Below are 15,878 nucleotides of genomic sequence, written 5' to 3'. Positions count from 1 at the left end.
GATGAGCTTTGTCGTAAAATATCGTTCGCGCACCTCCGGTGGCCGCGAGATCATCCGCTCCAAGACGGTCGACAAGGATTCGCTGTCGGTCGGCCGCGCATCCGAATGCGATATCCTGCTCTCCGATCTCGGGGTTACGCTGCACCATGCCACGCTGACGCGCGAGGGCCGCAACCAGGTTCGCGTCGTCACGGAGGAAAATCTGCCGGTCAACATCAACGGCCGCTCCACGACACGCGGAGACATCAGCGCCCAGCGCGGCGGCAATATCCGCATCGGCCCGCATCGCCTGAGCGTCGCGATGGGAGACGGCGAAGACGAAGGCCGGATCGCGATCACCGTCGATCGCGAAGAGGCGGCGGACAAGGTCGCCGCGCACAAGCTGTTCAATCTCGCCGGCATCGTACCCGGCAAGCGGATCAGTTCCTGGGTGTTCGCGGTGTTGATCCTGGTCGCCTGCCTCGCCTGGCCGATCTTCGCCTATTTTTCGAGCCAGGGCGTCGAAGAACGCGGGCCCGGCTTTCATGCCGATACGATGTGGATCAGCGGGCCGATGTCGCAAGCGCATTCCAACCTCGCCAATGATTGCCAGTCCTGCCATGTCGAGGCGTTCGTTTCGGTGCGCGACAGCGCCTGTCTCGAATGCCATGCCGGCGTGCCCGATCATGCGCCGGCCGACCGGATGGCGATCGCCGAACCCGAACTGGGCCTTGGCCGATCCTTCCTGCGCTCGGTCGCCCATGCCTTCAACCGGCCGGACAATAGCTGCGCCTCCTGCCATATCGAACATGAAGGGTCCGGCCCGATGCCGGCGGCGCCGCAGCGCTTTTGCGCGGATTGCCATACCGGCCTGGATGCGCGGCTCACCGACACCCGGTTCGAGGATGTTCACGACTTTGTCGATGGCCATCCCGAATTCCGCCCGCGGATCATGCTGACGCCCGGCGGCGTCGATGGATCGCGGCCGCAATATCGGCGCACCAGCCTCGATACCGAGGATCTGCGCGAAGATAACGGCCTCAAATTCCCGCACGAGCTGCACCTTTCGCAGAGCAACGGCGTGGCCCGCATGGCCCAGCGGCTGAGCGCGCAATATGGCTTCGGCAACGCGCTCGATTGCGCCGATTGCCATGTCGAGACGCCCGACGGCGTGCGCTTCGAGCCGATCACGATGGAGGCCAATTGCCAGATGTGCCACAGCCTTGCCTTCGATCGCATCGGCGGCACGATCCGCACGCTGCGCCATGGCGAGCCCGAAATGGTGGTGGCCGATATCCGCGCCTTCTATCGCGGCACCGCGCCGCCGCGCCCGATCGACCTGTCCGGCATGCACCGGCGTCGGCCCGGCGACGACAGCCAGGCGCGGACCGTGGGCCGCTACCAGTTCGCCGCGCGCACCCGCTATGCGCGCGCCGACCAGGCCATCCGCGCGGTCTTTTCGCGTGACGGCGCCTGCTATGATTGCCATCAGGTCGTGCAGCCGCCGATCCGCGGGAGCCTGAACTTCGATATCACGCCGGTGCGGCAGATCGCGCGCTACATGCATTATGGCTGGTTCGATCATAAGGCGCACGAAACCGAGGAATGCAGCACCTGCCATGCCGCCGATACTTCCGAAGAGGCGAGCGACGTGCTGCTGCCGCGCATCGAAACCTGCCGCGAATGCCATGCCGGCGGATCGCCGAGCGGCGAAAGAATCGTTTCGACCTGTGCTATGTGTCACAGCTATCATGCCGACGATGCGGCACCTTATCTCGTCCGCGCTCGGAACAACCGGGGCCAGAGGCCGGAGCGCGTACGCGATTATGGCGGGTTGGCAATCAACCCAAGGGAAGACCGCTGATTGGGATCGGCGGTCATGGGGCAGGACAGGGGAGGTCGCATGGTAGGACGTGAAGACCAACGACCATGCTGATTGCGCAGATCACCGATATTCATCTGGGCTTCGATCCGGACGACCCCGCGGAATTCAACCGTCGCCGGCTCGATCAGGTATTGCACCGCCTGGGCGATATGGAGCCGCGCCCCGATCTGCTGCTCGCCACCGGAGACCTCACCGACAAGGGCGATGCCGACAGCTATCGCCGGCTCAAATCCGCCTTCGGCCAATGCCCGTTTCCGGTCTGGCCGTGCATGGGCAATCATGACGATCGCGAAAATTTCCGGAAGCTCTTCCCCGAAGTGCCGCATTCGGGCGGCTTCATCCAATATGTCGTCGACGAGGAGAATTGGCCGATCCGGCTGATCGTGCTCGATACGCTGGAACCCGGCCGTCACGGCGGCGCATTCTGCGAAGCGCGCGCAGAGTGGCTGTCCGAAAGGCTCGCGGAGGAAACCGAAAAGCCGGTGTTGATCGTTCTCCACCACCCGCCGATCGAAACCGGCATTCCCTGGATGACGACCGAACCGGAAGCGGCATGGGTGAAGCGGCTGCGCGAGGCGCTGTCGGGCGCCGACAATGTCATCGGCATGGTCGCCGGGCATATCCACCGGCCGATCATGACGGGCTGGTCGGGATTGCCGCTTGCGGTGACGCCGTCGACGGCGCCGCTGGTGGCGTTGGATCTCCGGGAGATCGATCCCGGAAAACCCGACAAGCGGCCGATGATCGTCGCGGATCCGCCCGGCTATTCGCTCCATTACTGGAACGGCGACGCGCTGATCACGCATATGGACGACGCGGAGGAGCATGTGCAGCTCGCCCGCTATGACGAAACGATGCAGCCGCTCGTCCGCTATCTTCTCGACGAGCACGCCAAGGACAAGACTGCAAGCTAGCGCGGGTCCGACGCATATTCCTTGAGGATGGCCGGCGCATTGATCGCCTTGTTGAGCGACAGGATCGCCATATAGTCGATCCGTTCGGCGACCTCGTAAACCTCGAGTACCGGTTCGTAGTGCGGGCGCAGGTAGAAATCGTGAAATACGAGGGTCGATCCCGGCGCGCGGATCGCGGCCTGCATCGCACAGGCGATGCGAAACCGCCCGTCGACGAGGATAAGATCATAGGCGCGGGGAAACCGGTCCCAGACTTCCCGATGATAGTTGGGCCAGTCTTCGATATGGCTTTTGTCGGCGGGCCTGCCCCATGCGCCGACCTCGCCGATGTCCGCATGAACCGGCTGCCAAGCGCCGCTCTGCACATAGGGCGACATCGCGGAATGGGTCCGCAGGCGATCCAGCCACAGCTTGTCGGATTCCACGCTGGTCACGGTCTGGACGCCGTTCTCGAAGGCCAGGAGCGTGCTTCCGCCCGCCCCGAATTCCAGCACATTGGATGCGCGAGACGCCAGCTGCGCATAGCGCTGCCGTTCATCGCCCGTCATGCGGGGTTTGAGGCTCGGCTCGTCGATCATATGTCCCGTCGGTCGTGGAAAAAATACGCCAGATGGAGAACGCTGTGATCGCCCAGCAGTTCCATGGGCGACATTTCCTTCGGCCTGACTATCCCCATGGCATGCAGTGTATCGTGATCAAGTCGAGACGATACGAGGAAGCGCAGGCCAAGCACATATGACCCGAATGGGGCAGCTCGCTTAAGGAATAGCGCGTAACAATATCTCCGCCGTTTCCTTCGGCGCGTCGATCATCGTCATGTGCCCGCAGTCGATTTCTTCGACCGTCCAGGACGGATCCGCCCGCAATTTTCGGGCCGTATCAGCATTCCCGCCGGGGTTGGTCGCGGCCAATACATAAGTCTTTTTGGCGATGCGGTCGCGCGCGCCGGTGAGGCGCGCCGGTTCGAACAGCGCCGCGCGGGGGTGCGGCGTGCCACCCTTGGTCAAAAGCGCGGTGAGCGCCGCATTGTCGCCGCCGAACCAGTTGGGTGGCGGCACCGGGTCGTCCTTGCCGATGATCGCCTCGAGCGCCTCGGGCGGAAAGAAGTCAGCGACCGACTGGCCGTCTTCGGGAAAGAAGGCGTCGAGATAGACGATCGAGCGGATTATTCCTTCCGGAACATTTTCCGCGACGCCCGAAATCACCATGCCCGCATAACTGTGGCCGACCAGCACGATGTTATCGAGCTCCTCCCATTTGATGAGGTTGGCGATATCCAGAATATGCGTGCTGAGATCGACATCCGGCGAGAGCAGGTGCGAACGCGGCCCAAGGCCGGTGAGCACCGGCGTGTAAACGCTGTGTCCGGCGGCGCGCAGCGGTTGTGCGACATCCTTCCACCACCAGTCACCGGCCCACCAGCCGCCATGGACGAGGACGAATGTCGCAGGGTTCGTGGACATCAGCCAATCTCCTTTATCGCGCGGCGTTAAGCAGTATCTGGGCGACTTCTTCGGGAACGCTCAGCGGCAGCTCATGGCCGTGCTCGACGATTTCGGTGTGCCAGTCCGATTTGTCCCTGAGGCGCTTGTAGCATTGCTCGAATGCTTCGATCCCGCTGTTTCGCGCCCAGATGAAGGTCTTGTTGGGAACCTTGTCGCGTGCGCCCCCGACGCTTGCGGGTTTCAGCAGGGTCGCGGCAGGTTGCGGGGTTTGGCGACGTACCGCGCTTTCCAGTTGCGCCTCGTTCAGTTCATGGGAGCCGAAAGTCTCGATCGGCGGGACGGGGATTGGATCGTGATCGCCTACTGCTTCCCGAAAACCCGGCGCATGATCCGCCATCGACTCTCCATCGTCCAGATACAGCGCGTCGAGATAGACGATCGAACGGATCGCCCCTTCGGGAACCGCATCGGCGATCCCGGAAATGACCATGCCGCCATAGCTATGGCCGACGAGAACGATATCGCTCAACTCTTCCCATGCGATGAGATTAGCGACGTCCATGACGTGCGTCGTGACGTCGATATCCGGAGAGAGAAGATGCGAGCGATCTGCGCACCCGGTAAGCGACGGCGCGAACACGCGGTGGCCTTGCTGGCGCAATATGTCCGCGACCGGGCGCCAATACCAGCCGCCGACAAAGCCGCCATGGACGAGGACGAATGTCGAAGCTGCCGTCATATCTGCCTCCCTCGGCGATAGCGTTTCCAACGCCCTATCGGGCGGCGTCGATTGCGCCTCCGCCGTCGGCCATGAACGTATAGCCCGTCATGTAACCTGAATCCGGACTGGCGAGAAATAGCGCGACCGGGGCGATATCCTCTTCCGCCGAACCGATGCGCCCAACGGGTGTTTCGGGCGGCCTCGGCGGCGGCGCATCGGGATTCGCCGCAGCCACTGCCATGAACTTCTTGCCCATCTCCATCATCCCGTCGGTCATCGCGAAGGGACAGATCGCGTTCACCGTGATCTTCTCCTTCCCCCATTCGTGCGCGGCGACGCGGGTGAGGGCGCGAATCCCTTCCTTGGCGATGGCGAGATGGGCGAGGCCGGGAATGCCCTTGATGCCGAGCGCGGTGCCGAAATTGATGATCCGCCCATAGCGACCGGCCATGTGCGGATAGCAGGCTTGCATGAAATGGAGGGATGCAACCGGCCCGGCGTCGACCAGCCGGTGGATGAGATCGGGCGTCATTTCAGTGAGCGGTAGCATCGGAAAATCATGAGCGAAGGCGTTGTTGACGAGAATGTCGACCGGGCCGAACGCCTCGACCGTCCGTTCCACCGCCGATACGATCTGAGCGGCCTCGCGCACGTCGCACGGCACACCGAGCGCAGTTCCCCCCGTCGCTTCGATCTCCGCAACGGTTTCATCGATCTTTTCCGGTGTCAGCGAGACGATGGCGACCTTGGCGCCTTCGGCAGCAAAGCATTTGGCGATCGCCCTACCGAGGCCGCGTCCGCTGCCGGTAACGATTGCCACCTTGCCGCTCAGCCGTGCCATACGCCCTCCCAAAGCTCTATTGTTGGCGAGTATAGCAAATTTGAGCAGCTCGCGCACCCAGGGCGCAAAGCATCAGCGTCGGGTGAAGGCGGTCTCCACCCATTCGTCCATGTTGACGTCGTCGCTCACCAGATAGGGCGTCCCGCGGCTGTTGAGGAACAGCCGTTCCATTTCCTGGCGGGTGAAGGGACGGGAGCCGTGCCGGCCGAACACGGCCATCTGCCCGCCGGTTTCATCGACGGCGCGGTCTCGGTCGAGGCCCTTGGAGAGCGCCAGTGCGCGCGAGGAGGTGCGCATCCAGGCGATGAGTTCGGGCACCGGCGCCGGCGAGAAGCCGTAGAAATTGGGCTGGCTGTCCGGGCTCGTCAGCTGCAGCACCTTCATCCCGTTCACGCCGTCGGCGATATAGGCGAAGAGCGAGGCGTTGGTCGAACCGACGATCACGTCCTGCGTGTCGGGCGTTTCGCCCTCGCGCGCATAGCGGGTATGCTCGACCGGCGCTTCGGGATTGGTGACGTTGAGGATCACCAGCCCGTCGCGCCCGGCTGCGACATAGGCATAGGTGCGGGCGACATAGAGCCGGCGGGCATCGGCCAGCGGGAAGGTGGCGCCAGGGATGTGGCGCGGGTTTTCGAGATCGGTAACGTCGACCAGCTCGACGCCGGCCGCCGTCGTCACCCAGAGATAGCGGAACTGCAGCGCCGAGGCGCGCGCGTCCGTCATCGGGATGGTCGCGACATGGCGCGGGCTCAGCGGATCGTCGAGATCGACCACGACGAGGCCGGCATCGGCGGCGATATAGGCATAATGGCCGCCCAGCACGATATGCCGCGCCCCGTTCAGCACGCCATTCTCGTTCCAGGCCCGCTCGCCGTTCGAAAGCTCGGCGCGGCGCAGGAAGTTGTTGCGAAATTCGCCGTCGGCCATCGTGTTGACGTTGACGAGGAACAGGCCTTCGACGCTGTCGGTAACGACCGCGTAATTGTAGATCGGGTGGAAGCGCTGTTCGCGGTTGATGTCGAGCAGGCTGTGCTGTTCGCCATCCGGCCCGGTCACCATCGTCGCCGCCATCGTTTCCTGCCTTGTCGGCGCGATATTCTGGTTGGTGGGCAGCGCCATGCAGGTCGCGTTGGTACTGTCGACGCGCGTATCATGGCCGAGCGGGGAGAAGGGGGCGGTGATGATGCGCTCGGAGAAACCTTTATTGGCAACGCTGGCGACGTCATAGACCTGGAAGCCGCCACGGCCTTCGGCGACGAACATATATTCGCCGCGCAGCTGCAGGCATCGCGCCGCTCCGTTGGTGCGCTGGGTGATGTGCTGGATTTCCTCGACCGCGCGGGTTTCGCCGGAAATGTCGTCGTCGAAGATTTCACCGCGCACGAATTCGCGCAGTTCGCGATCATGATCCTCGACATGGATGCGGTAATAATCGGGGTAAGCGTACCGATGAAGGTACGAACCGAACACGGTTTGCGGCTCATCCCATTCGGTGACGCGGACGGCCTGGAAGCCCTGATCTTCGCCGACCCAGGCGTTGAGGCCCACGAAGTTCACGAAGTTGGTGCCCTGCAGCAGCAGCTGCGCCATGATCGCGTTGTTGTTGTTCTCCTGGCTCAGATGGCAATCGGTGCAGGTCTTGGTCTCGGTCAGGCGCACGGTGTGCGGGAAATGCGGCGCAAAGGCCTGGCTCGAATAGCCCGATGCGGAGATCGGCGGCTGCTGCACATAGATGCGTTCGCGGTTGATGTTGGTCGAGGACAGGACCAGCGCCGAGCTGGAGCGGACCGGGGCGATGATGTTGCCGCGCGTGTCGCCATGCCGCCCGAGCTGGAACATCTGGTCGCGCGCGACCTGCGGATTATAGGTCGCGAAGTTGCGGCTCTGGATGCCGTCATAATGGTTGCTGGACGTGAGCGCATTGGCCTCGATCGGCAGGTGGCAACCGCCGCACGATGTCGTCCAGCTCAGATGGCAGGTGAAGCACGCCATCTCGTCGTCGGGATGGGCGCGGTCTTCGGGCGCAACGCCGGGCCCGAATTCGAACACGCCGGTTTCCGCGCCGCTGCGGCCCATCAGCTTGGCGCGCGCCGAGGACTCGTTGAAATCGGGATGGGTGCGGTCGACGCTGTCGCGGACAAGGCTCACTTCCCATTCGAGATCGGGATCGATGATCGAGCGCTGGACGAGGATCCGGCGCCCCGCATTGTCGCGCATCCATTCGAAGCGGCGCTGGCCGTCCGGGTTGCGCATCAGCATCAGGTTATTGCCGGTCGGCGGCGCGGCCGGGCCGGACGTCCGCAGCGTCGGATATTCGTCGGCGGTGCCGTGGCAATCGCGGCAGCCGATCTCGATCGCGCTCGCGACTTCGCCATAGATCAGGCCGTTGCCATGGCTATCCTGTCCGAAATGGCAATCCGCGCACTGCATGCCGCGTTCGGCATGGATATCCATCATATGGACGGCGCGGCCCGGATTCGTGCCGACCTCCACGAACTGGCCTTCGCCTTCGCGCCGGAACAGCTCGGGATCGTCGGGATCGAGGATATTGCCGTCCTCGTCCAGCATATTGCCTTCCCGGTCCCGCCGGAAAATGGCGCGGAAGTTCCAGCCATGGCTGTGATAGTCGGCGAACTGCGTGTTGCGCGCCTGCGGATTTATGAGGTCGGTCACGTTGCGGACAAAGTCGATATCGCCCCAGCAACCGCGCACCGACGCCATTTCCGGGTTGCGATCGAGGATCGCGAACATCTGCTCGGCGGTGCGGTAGACCTGTTCGCGCGGCCACATCAGCGGCGCGTCGCTCTCATAGTCCCACATCGTGTAGCCGAGGAAGCTGTTCAGGAAGACGTTGGGCTGGTGCATGTGACAGCTCATGCACTGCGATGTCGGGATCGCGCGGGTGAAGGCGTGGCGCAGCGGATGGCCGCGCTCGCGCAGCTCCATCGGCACTTCGCCCGATTCGCCATGCGCCGCGTCTTCTTCGGGGCCGCCGACGCCGTCATGGGCTTCGGTTTCATGCTCCTCATCATGGGGCGCGTCGCCGCTTTCGTGATGATCGCCGGCCTCGCCATGGCCGCCGCCCGAGCCGCGAATGCCCTGTTCCTCCAGCCGGCGGGCCAGCAGGTCGAAGGCCGCGCCGCACTGGCCGGGCCGCATCGACACATCGACCTCATGCTCCTGGCTATCCTCGTCGGTCGGATTGCCCTCGATATTCGTGCGGTGCTGGCCCTGGCGCAGCCGGTTGATCGTCGGATCGACGGTGATCGTCTGCCCGTCGCGGCCGAACTGGGAATAGGTCAGCGAATGGCGCGGCTCGCGGTCATTGGCATAGACGACATGGCAGGAGGCGCAGCCCGAATGGCGATAGTCGCCGGGCTGTTCGCTCGTGCCCATGAACCAGGTGAAGGGATCGTTGAGCCGCGTCTTGTGGATGTTGAGGACGGGGATCGAGACGCGCAGGCCGGTGCCGCTGCCCCGGTTGGACTGGCGCAGGTCCGGCCGGCCATTCTCTTCGAGCCGCTGGATGTTGCCGCCGATATTGGGAATGCCGATCTCGGGGAATTGCGAGTTGATGTTGCGGCCGCCGCGTTCGAACACGCGGAAGATGTCGCCCGGCGGCACGACATGCCAGGTCGGCAGCGGGACGAGGCCGGGCAGGGCGCCGCGATTAGCATGGGCTTCGGTGATCCGGCTCTGGTCGAGCGGGTCGATGACTTCGCCGTCTTCGCCCGGCGCGGTGCGCGGCGAAGCGAGCGCGGCGGGTTCGCTGTCGCGGGTATAAGCCTCGCCGTTGATATAGACTTTGAAGGGGAGGATGCCGTTATTATAGGCGGCCCCGCCCCAGAGCATCGCGCCGGTCGCCATCAGCGAGCGTTCGGCCGCCTCGATCACCTCGATATGACAGGCGCCGCAGGCTTCGCGCACGACGCGATAGTCGGACGGATTGACGAAGCGGATATATTCCGGGCTTTCCCGGTTGAGCAGCGTGTAGCTGCGCGCCGGATTGGCGCTGCCCGGCCAGTGCCAGGCCTGGGGATAGAGCGGCAGCACATGCGCGCGGTTCTGCACCGCGAGATAGGCGGGATCGTCGAAATCGAGCGCCGGATCGGTGAGCGCGACGTCCGGATTGCCGCCATGGCAATCGGTGCAGCCGAGGATCACAGCCGGCGTCGCATGCATCGAAAGCTCGTCGGTATTGGTGTGACAGCTCATGCAGCCGGCGCTCTTGGCGTCGGCCTCTTCCTGGGTCTGGTTGCGCGGCGAGGGTTCGGCGAGGACGCCGGCCGCCTCATAGTCGCGCGGGATCGCGACTTCGCCGCCGGCCGCGACGATCGGGCCGGCGAGAATCGCGAACAGCGCCACGGCTCCAGAGAGCATCAGCGCCATGCGCGGAAGTGTGAGCCAGCCCCCCATATCAGTAGGTCAATATCGCATTGAAAAGGACGGAATAATAGGTGCCGGAGCGCCGATCCTGGGCGAAAAGGTCCGAAAAGCCGTCGCTCGCCTCGAACACCGCGCCCGACAGGCGGAAAACGAGATTCTGCGTGGCGAGCGGGCGGTAGATGGCCGAAGCGGAAAGATCGTAGCCGATCGAGCGCGGCACGCTGCCCTCGTTGCGCAGCGCCTGCAGGGTTGCCGTGTCCTCGAACCACAAATGGTTGGCATTGGCCGATACCCGCAGCTGCGGAGTGATATCGAAATCCGCGCCGACGCCGACCAGCAGGGTGCCGGGATTGTTGAAGTTGGACTGGCCCTGTTCCTTGGACGAGCGCAGCGAATTGAGGATGCCGTTGCGGCCGTTGACGCCGACCGCCCGGCCGCCGCCGGCGAAGGGGATGACCTGACGGATCCAGTAGCTGGTGTCGGCGCCCGCGAAGATTGGATTTTCGAAGATCGCGTCGAAGCCGCGCTCGGTATTGTCATAGGGATTGCCGTCGCCCGATGCGTAAAGCCCGGAAAGCCGGAACCGCATCCAGTCGACATCGTAGCTGAGCTCGGCCGCGCCGAAATAGGCGAAGATGTCGGCGGGCTGGTCGGTGAAGAAGCTGTTGCGATCCTCGCCGAGCGCCAGATAGGCCGATCCCGACAGGTTGATCCGCCCGATCCGGCCGTCCGCATTATAGCCGAGATAGACGACGTCATATTCGCGGCCCTGCAACGATCCGAGCAGCGCCGGGCGCACGGGGAAGCCGTTATCGTCGATCTCGACGTCGTTGCGTTCCCGATTCATGTTGTAGGTAACGCTGATCTGGCTCGTCAGCCCGGGAAAGGGCAGATCCTGCCGGAAAAGATTGGCGTGGAACACATAATCCGAACGCGGCGTCGAAAACAGGTCGTTCAGCCCCGAATTCGTATCCTTTTCCAGCCGCGTGAAGGCGGCGATATTATACTGGAAACGGTTATTGTCGCGGGTGCCGAAGAAGCGCACGCCCAGCTGGTTGTCCTGGAATAGGAAGCCGCGGAAATCGGCGTTGAACGGCTGCACGCCGACGCGCACCGAATCGAAATCGTAGCGCCGCGAGGTGTTGCGGAAGTGATAGTCGATGAAGAGTTCCTGGACGCCCGTGAACCAGTCGAACCGGTGGGTCGGGCGGCTCGGCTCCACGAACAGGATGCGGCGCTCGTTGACATCGACATAGTTGAACTGGGTGGCAAGCGTGACGCGATATTCGACATCCGGCGGCCGATAGGCGGTCGAGCCCTTGATCAGCGCGAAACCGGTGATGAAGGTCTGCGCGAGCACGAGGCTGTCGCCCTGGCCGAATACGTCGATACTGTCGGGTTCCGCGGTGGTCTGGACGCCGACCGGGGTCGGGAAGCTGCGCGGCTCGACGACCGTGTCCGACACCGCGTTGAGGACCAGGAACCAGTCGTCGCCGTTGATCGGCAGCCAGTCGGGCAGGCGGTGCAGCGGTATCGGCCGATCGCCCTTCAGCGTGTTCTGGTTATAGGGATCGAGCAGGTTCTCATGGACGCCGATCGCCTCGGCGAGCCGCCAGCGATCGGGAACCGGAAATTCGTCGCCGCGAAAAGCCTGGGGCGGCGGCGCGCGGACCGCGCCGATATTTTCCTGGGTCACGGGGTCGGGCAGGTCCTGCTGGGGCACGCCCGGGCGTCGGCGGCCCTCGATCAGCGTGTCATCGGCATCGCCGGGTTCGCGTTCGTCCTCGACCTGAACCTCGTTGAGCCCGGTTTCGTCCTCGCCCGGCACGCGGCGGCGCATCGTGCCCGTGCTCTGCATCGCCGCATAGACGGCGAAGGAGGCGGCCAGCGGAATCGGGTTGGCCGAGAGCGGCGAAGCGAGAATGTCCGCGCTTGCCAGTTCCAGCGGCTGTTCTTCCATCGCCGGCGTCAGCTCGAGTTCCAGCTGGATCATCGCGTCGGTCAGTTCGAGCACCGCCAGCGCTTCCTCTTCGCCGTTGTCGGCAAGGATCGCGGGTACGGGGTCCGCCGCGAGCGCGGCCGACAGCGCGGCCTGGGACGTCGAGGGCGGCAGCTGCACCACGCCGATGCTGCTGAGTTCCAGTATCTGGTCGCGCTGCCCGTTTTCCGTCGCCGCGAAGATCGCATCGACCAGTTCGCGGGCTTCCGGGCTGACATCGGGATCGGCCGCCGCTTCGAGAAAATCCGCGGGAAGCCCGCCATGCGGGCCGGCCGCCGCCAGATAGATCAGGGGAAGCGCCGCCGCCATCGCTTACAGTCCCTGGCAGACATTGTTCTCGTCGGTGTCGAGGAACGGCGCGAACGGGCAGTTGACATAGCGCAGCCGCACATTGTTGCCGCCGACATTCACGACGATCCGGTCGGCGCGCATTTCCGGCGGGGCATTGTTGATGGTGCCGGTCCGTACCGACGCATTATGCGCGCCGAGAAAGCTGATCATGTCGTCCTGGTCGATACCGTCGCCCGACACGCCGATGCCGCCGACCAGCACATTGCCGCGATAGATGGGTACCGAGCCGGGGAAGATCTGGATGCCGTTTTCCAGCGGGTTCTGGCCCGGCGCGACATCCGGCATCGCCGTGCAGCGCGCCGGCGTGTCCGGGTTCATGCCGAAGATGAAGCCGACATGCTGGATTATGTTGCCGACGATCAGGTTGGATTGCAGGCCGGTCGAGAAGGGGTTGAAGCTGTCGATCGGGCGCGACAGGGGCCCGTTGGGGCGGCCGACTTCGCCGTCCGGGAAATAGGGGCGCGAAAGATTGCCGCCGGACCGGTCGGCAAAGGCGAAGGTGCCGGTCAGCGCATTGGGATCGTTCAGGAAAGTGCGCAGCGCGGGCACGAAGGCCGGAACGCCGGCATCGGTATTGGCGAGCAGCAGGTTGCCGGCCTGGGCGCCCGAGAAGAAGGTCGCGGTGCGCGCCTTTTGCAGCGACACATCGGTGCCGAAGATCGGCGCGTCGGGCGAGCGCACGATGCCCAGCACCTCGCCATGGGTATCGACGATCGAAATCGTCACCTGGGCGCGGCTGTCGAGCGGGCGGCGGATTTGCGCGCGCGCGCGCTGCATGACGGTAAAGGCCTCTTCGAGCACCGCCGTCACTTCCGCCGCCGTCAGCGGCTGCGTGACGTCCGCCCCGTCGGTCGCGGCGCGGATCGGGAAGCGGTTGGTGCCCGATCCGTTCGACAGCACGAACGCGTCGCGGATCGAGAATTCGGCTGCCGTCGAGGCGCGGATGCCCGAGGCTTCGGATCCATAGGCGGTGCCGGCGACGATCCCGCCTGCTGCCATGAAATAGCCGGGCACGTCGACCAGCATACCCGCGATCGAGCCAAAGGCGGGCGGCGCATCCGGATTGCTCTGGAAATCGCCGGTCGACGCATCGCTATATTTGAGCGTCGTCCCGTCGACCGGAATGCGGTTGGCGCGGATCGAGGCGGGCGGCGTGAAGCCGTTTGTCGCGGCGAGCGCGATCGCCTCCTCGTCGTCATTGTCATTGTCGAGCCGGTTGGGGTCGAAGCCGTAAACGCCGTCGCCCATCACCCCGACGCCGCCGACAACGACGCCGTTACGGTAGAGCGGAAAACCGCCGGGATCGGCGGACAGGCCGAGCGGCGTGCGCTTGGGCCCGATCAGCGCGCTCGGGCCCATGCCGCCGGTGAAGCGGCGGGCGAGGTCGGAGCAGGGCAGGGAGCTGAACTGCACGCCGAACAGCGGCCCGGATTCCAGCCCGACCGTGGTCGGCGCGGGCGGGAAATGCTGCTGGACGATCTCGCTCGCCGTGCGCGTGGAAAAGGCGTTGCCGCCCGAAGAGAGATAGGCGCCGGTGATCGCCTTGGCGATCGCGCCCGCGCGCGCGGCGGGGGCGGGCAAGGCAAGCCCCTGAAGATCGAAATTGGTGCCGGGCGGGGCGGGGATGTTTAGCGCCTCGTTGGCGCCGTTCATCCGGTACACGGCGAGCACATTGCCGACCCGGTCGACGACCGCGATCACCACGGGAAGCCCGCGCGCGCTCGCTTCGCCCGCGGCCTGCGCGATCACGCGCTGAACGTCCGCGGCCGAGAGGGATCGCTGGGCAGGGACGTCGTAGAGCTGGGTCGATCCCGGCGGCGGGGGCGGCGGGGGCGGTGCGGGATTGCCCTGGGTGTTGCCGGGTGTGCCGCCGCTGCCACCGCCGCCGCAGGAGGCGAGGACGAGCGCGCTTGCCGTTAGCAGCGCGGTAATCTTGCCGGAACGCATCATCTCAGGCGCCTTATCGCAGCGGCCGCGCGGCCGAGTGCCGCCCGGAATTCGGTGGGCCGGTAGGAATTGGGCTCGCGCACCGCGGCATAGGCCGCGTTGATATCGGCGCGGATGCCGCCGACCGCGCTCTCGTTGACCGTGCCCTGGCTGACGAGCGCGTTGAGCAACGTGTCGGTCGCCATCACCGCCTGCACGCTGCCCTCATAGTCGGTATAGCGTTCGGCGATCGCGCCGCTGGCGACCGCGTCGATGATCGCGAAGCTCTGGTCGCGGGTGAAGCTGGCCCCGGCAAAGGCGTCGCCAAGCCGGCCGGCGCTGGCGCGGAGCCGGGCGGCGGCCTCCAGCGCGGCGCTCCGCCCCTGTGCCATGGCGCCGTGGAACGCGCGGCTGTCGCGATCGAAGTCGGCGGCGACGCCCGGCGCGATGACGCGCGCGGCGGCCGACAGCATGATCATATTCTCGTCCTGATAGGCCGGGAAGCCGCTCGGGATCGGGCGTCCGGGGTTCGGCATCCCGGTCGGCTGCGCATTGGGGTTGTCGTAGATCCGGCGATGGCAGGTGTGGCAATCGAAAAAGTAGAATTCGGGGAATAGCCCTTCGGTGCCCAGCCGCTGGTTCTGGAACAGGGTCAGCGAGCGTTCGAGCGCCGTCGCCTGGCCGACCGCCCACATCCGCACATGGTTGGTACGGCCCTTGCGGCGCGCATAATCGCCATCCTCGTCCCAATGCTGTTGGAGCGTGGAAAAGAGATCGAGTTCGAACACGATGCGGGGATGGCCGGCGGCCATGATCCGGTGATTGACGAACTGGTTTTCGCTGGCGCTGCCGAAATGGCAGTTGAGGCACAGCGAGGCGCGCGCCCGGGCATTGTCGAGCGGGTAAAGGCCGCGCGAAACATTGCGGCTATGGGTGTTGCCGACCGCATAATGGCTGGCCAGCCAGCCGCGATCGCCGCCGCCCGCGCCGCCATGACAGGCTTCGCAGCCCACGCCTTCGGACATCTGGAAGCGCGGCCCGCGCTGGGTGGCGGGAACGTAATCGGTATGGCAGCCCAGGCACATCGGCGCGCTCGAGGCGTTGCCGATGCCGAGCCGGTTGGCGATCCGCTGAGACCGGGGATTGGTGAGTATGGCGAAGGCGCGGCTGTGCGACCCGGTGGCGCTGGAGGGTTCCTGCCAGCGCATAAGCTCGTCCTGCCGCACGACCGCGCCATCGGCTTCCTGCCGGCCATGGCAGGTGGTTCCGCCGCAGCTGGCTACGCCGACATGGGTGTTCGACGATGTCTGCGCGGCGACCGCGGGCGTATCGGCGCCCTGGCCTATACCCACGGAAAAGCCGGCAATCGCCGCCAGCGCCGCCAGTCCGATCGCCCACTTCGCTTTCCCCGCCATAAATCTCCCCTGGCGC

General features: G+C 65.0%; 10 protein-coding genes. 2 read left to right on the top strand and 8 right to left on the bottom strand.

Annotated elements, in window-relative coordinates:
* The first annotated feature begins 1 nt into the window (after position 1).
* Together H6P80_RS10525 and H6P80_RS10520 are read left to right on the top strand one after the other, a co-directional pair.
* Positions 2–1,843 carry a cytochrome c3 family protein gene (locus H6P80_RS10525; RefSeq protein ID WP_185801340.1) on the top strand — a complete coding sequence of 614 codons (1,842 nt, stop codon included), beginning with the start codon at positions 2–4 and terminating at the stop codon, positions 1,841–1,843.
* Positions 1,844–1,908: 65 nt separating this feature from the next.
* Complete coding sequence (locus tag H6P80_RS10520; protein ID WP_185801339.1) at positions 1,909–2,778, top strand: phosphodiesterase; 870 nt, start codon at positions 1,909–1,911, stop codon at positions 2,776–2,778.
* Here the strand turns inward: H6P80_RS10520 and H6P80_RS10515 are convergent.
* The 8 genes from H6P80_RS10515 to H6P80_RS10480 form a co-directional block, all read right to left on the bottom strand.
* Entirely contained in the window at positions 2,775–3,356 is a 582-nt protein-coding gene (locus H6P80_RS10515) for a hypothetical protein (RefSeq protein WP_185801338.1), read from the bottom strand. The two genes, H6P80_RS10520 and H6P80_RS10515, sit on opposite strands and share 4 nt — an antisense overlap.
* A gap of 180 nt (positions 3,357–3,536) precedes the next feature.
* Complete coding sequence (locus H6P80_RS10510; RefSeq protein WP_185801337.1) at positions 3,537–4,241, bottom strand: alpha/beta fold hydrolase; 705 nt, start codon at positions 4,239–4,241, stop codon at positions 3,537–3,539.
* Between the two features lie 13 nt (positions 4,242–4,254).
* Positions 4,255–4,962, bottom strand: a complete 708-nt coding sequence (locus H6P80_RS10505) for an alpha/beta fold hydrolase (protein WP_185801336.1) — start codon at positions 4,960–4,962, stop codon at positions 4,255–4,257.
* A 34-nt stretch (positions 4,963–4,996) separates the two neighbouring features.
* On the bottom strand, positions 4,997–5,785 hold the full coding sequence (locus H6P80_RS10500) for an SDR family NAD(P)-dependent oxidoreductase (RefSeq protein ID WP_185801335.1): 789 nt from the start codon (positions 5,783–5,785) through the stop codon (positions 4,997–4,999).
* A gap of 72 nt (positions 5,786–5,857) precedes the next feature.
* A complete protein-coding gene (locus H6P80_RS10495) occupies positions 5,858–10,201 on the bottom strand; it encodes a hypothetical protein (protein WP_235973863.1) in 4,344 nt (1,447 codons plus the stop codon).
* Between the two features lies 1 nt (position 10,202).
* Complete coding sequence (locus H6P80_RS10490; protein WP_407947242.1) at positions 10,203–12,479, bottom strand: hypothetical protein; 2,277 nt, start codon at positions 12,477–12,479, stop codon at positions 10,203–10,205.
* A gap of 3 nt (positions 12,480–12,482) precedes the next feature.
* Complete coding sequence (locus H6P80_RS10485) at positions 12,483–14,468, bottom strand: heme-binding protein (protein ID WP_185802098.1); 1,986 nt, start codon at positions 14,466–14,468, stop codon at positions 12,483–12,485.
* Positions 14,468–15,862 carry a multiheme c-type cytochrome gene (locus tag H6P80_RS10480; protein ID WP_185801334.1) on the bottom strand — a complete coding sequence of 465 codons (1,395 nt, stop codon included), beginning with the start codon at positions 15,860–15,862 and terminating at the stop codon, positions 14,468–14,470. Before H6P80_RS10480 ends, H6P80_RS10485 begins: the two co-directional genes overlap by 1 nt.
* Between the last annotated feature and the right edge of the window lie 16 nt (positions 15,863–15,878).

Source organism: Parasphingopyxis marina (assembly GCF_014237875.1).
GTDB classification, from domain to species: domain Bacteria; phylum Pseudomonadota; class Alphaproteobacteria; order Sphingomonadales; family Sphingomonadaceae; genus Parasphingopyxis; species Parasphingopyxis marina.
This window is presented reverse-complemented; position numbering and strand designations above follow the sequence as displayed.

Excerpts from the sequence above, each read along its gene's own strand:
- H6P80_RS10490 (WP_407947242.1), bottom strand. The coding sequence starts at position 12,479 with ATGGCGGCGGCGCTTCCCCTGATCTATCTGGCGGCGGCCGGCCCGCAT.
- H6P80_RS10480 (WP_185801334.1), bottom strand. The coding sequence starts at position 15,862 with ATGGCGGGGAAAGCGAAGTGGGCGATCGGACTGGCGGCGCTGGCGGCG.
- H6P80_RS10500 (WP_185801335.1), bottom strand. The coding sequence starts at position 5,785 with ATGGCACGGCTGAGCGGCAAGGTGGCAATCGTTACCGGCAGCGGACGC.
- H6P80_RS10520 (WP_185801339.1), top strand. The coding sequence starts at position 1,909 with ATGCTGATTGCGCAGATCACCGATATTCATCTGGGCTTCGATCCGGAC.
- H6P80_RS10510 (WP_185801337.1), bottom strand. The coding sequence starts at position 4,241 with ATGTCCACGAACCCTGCGACATTCGTCCTCGTCCATGGCGGCTGGTGG.
- H6P80_RS10495 (WP_235973863.1), bottom strand. The coding sequence starts at position 10,201 with ATGGGGGGCTGGCTCACACTTCCGCGCATGGCGCTGATGCTCTCTGGA.
- H6P80_RS10485 (WP_185802098.1), bottom strand. The coding sequence starts at position 14,468 with ATGCGTTCCGGCAAGATTACCGCGCTGCTAACGGCAAGCGCGCTCGTC.
- H6P80_RS10515 (WP_185801338.1), bottom strand. The coding sequence starts at position 3,356 with ATGATCGACGAGCCGAGCCTCAAACCCCGCATGACGGGCGATGAACGG.
- H6P80_RS10525 (WP_185801340.1), top strand. The coding sequence starts at position 2 with ATGAGCTTTGTCGTAAAATATCGTTCGCGCACCTCCGGTGGCCGCGAG.
- H6P80_RS10505 (WP_185801336.1), bottom strand. The coding sequence starts at position 4,962 with ATGACGGCAGCTTCGACATTCGTCCTCGTCCATGGCGGCTTTGTCGGC.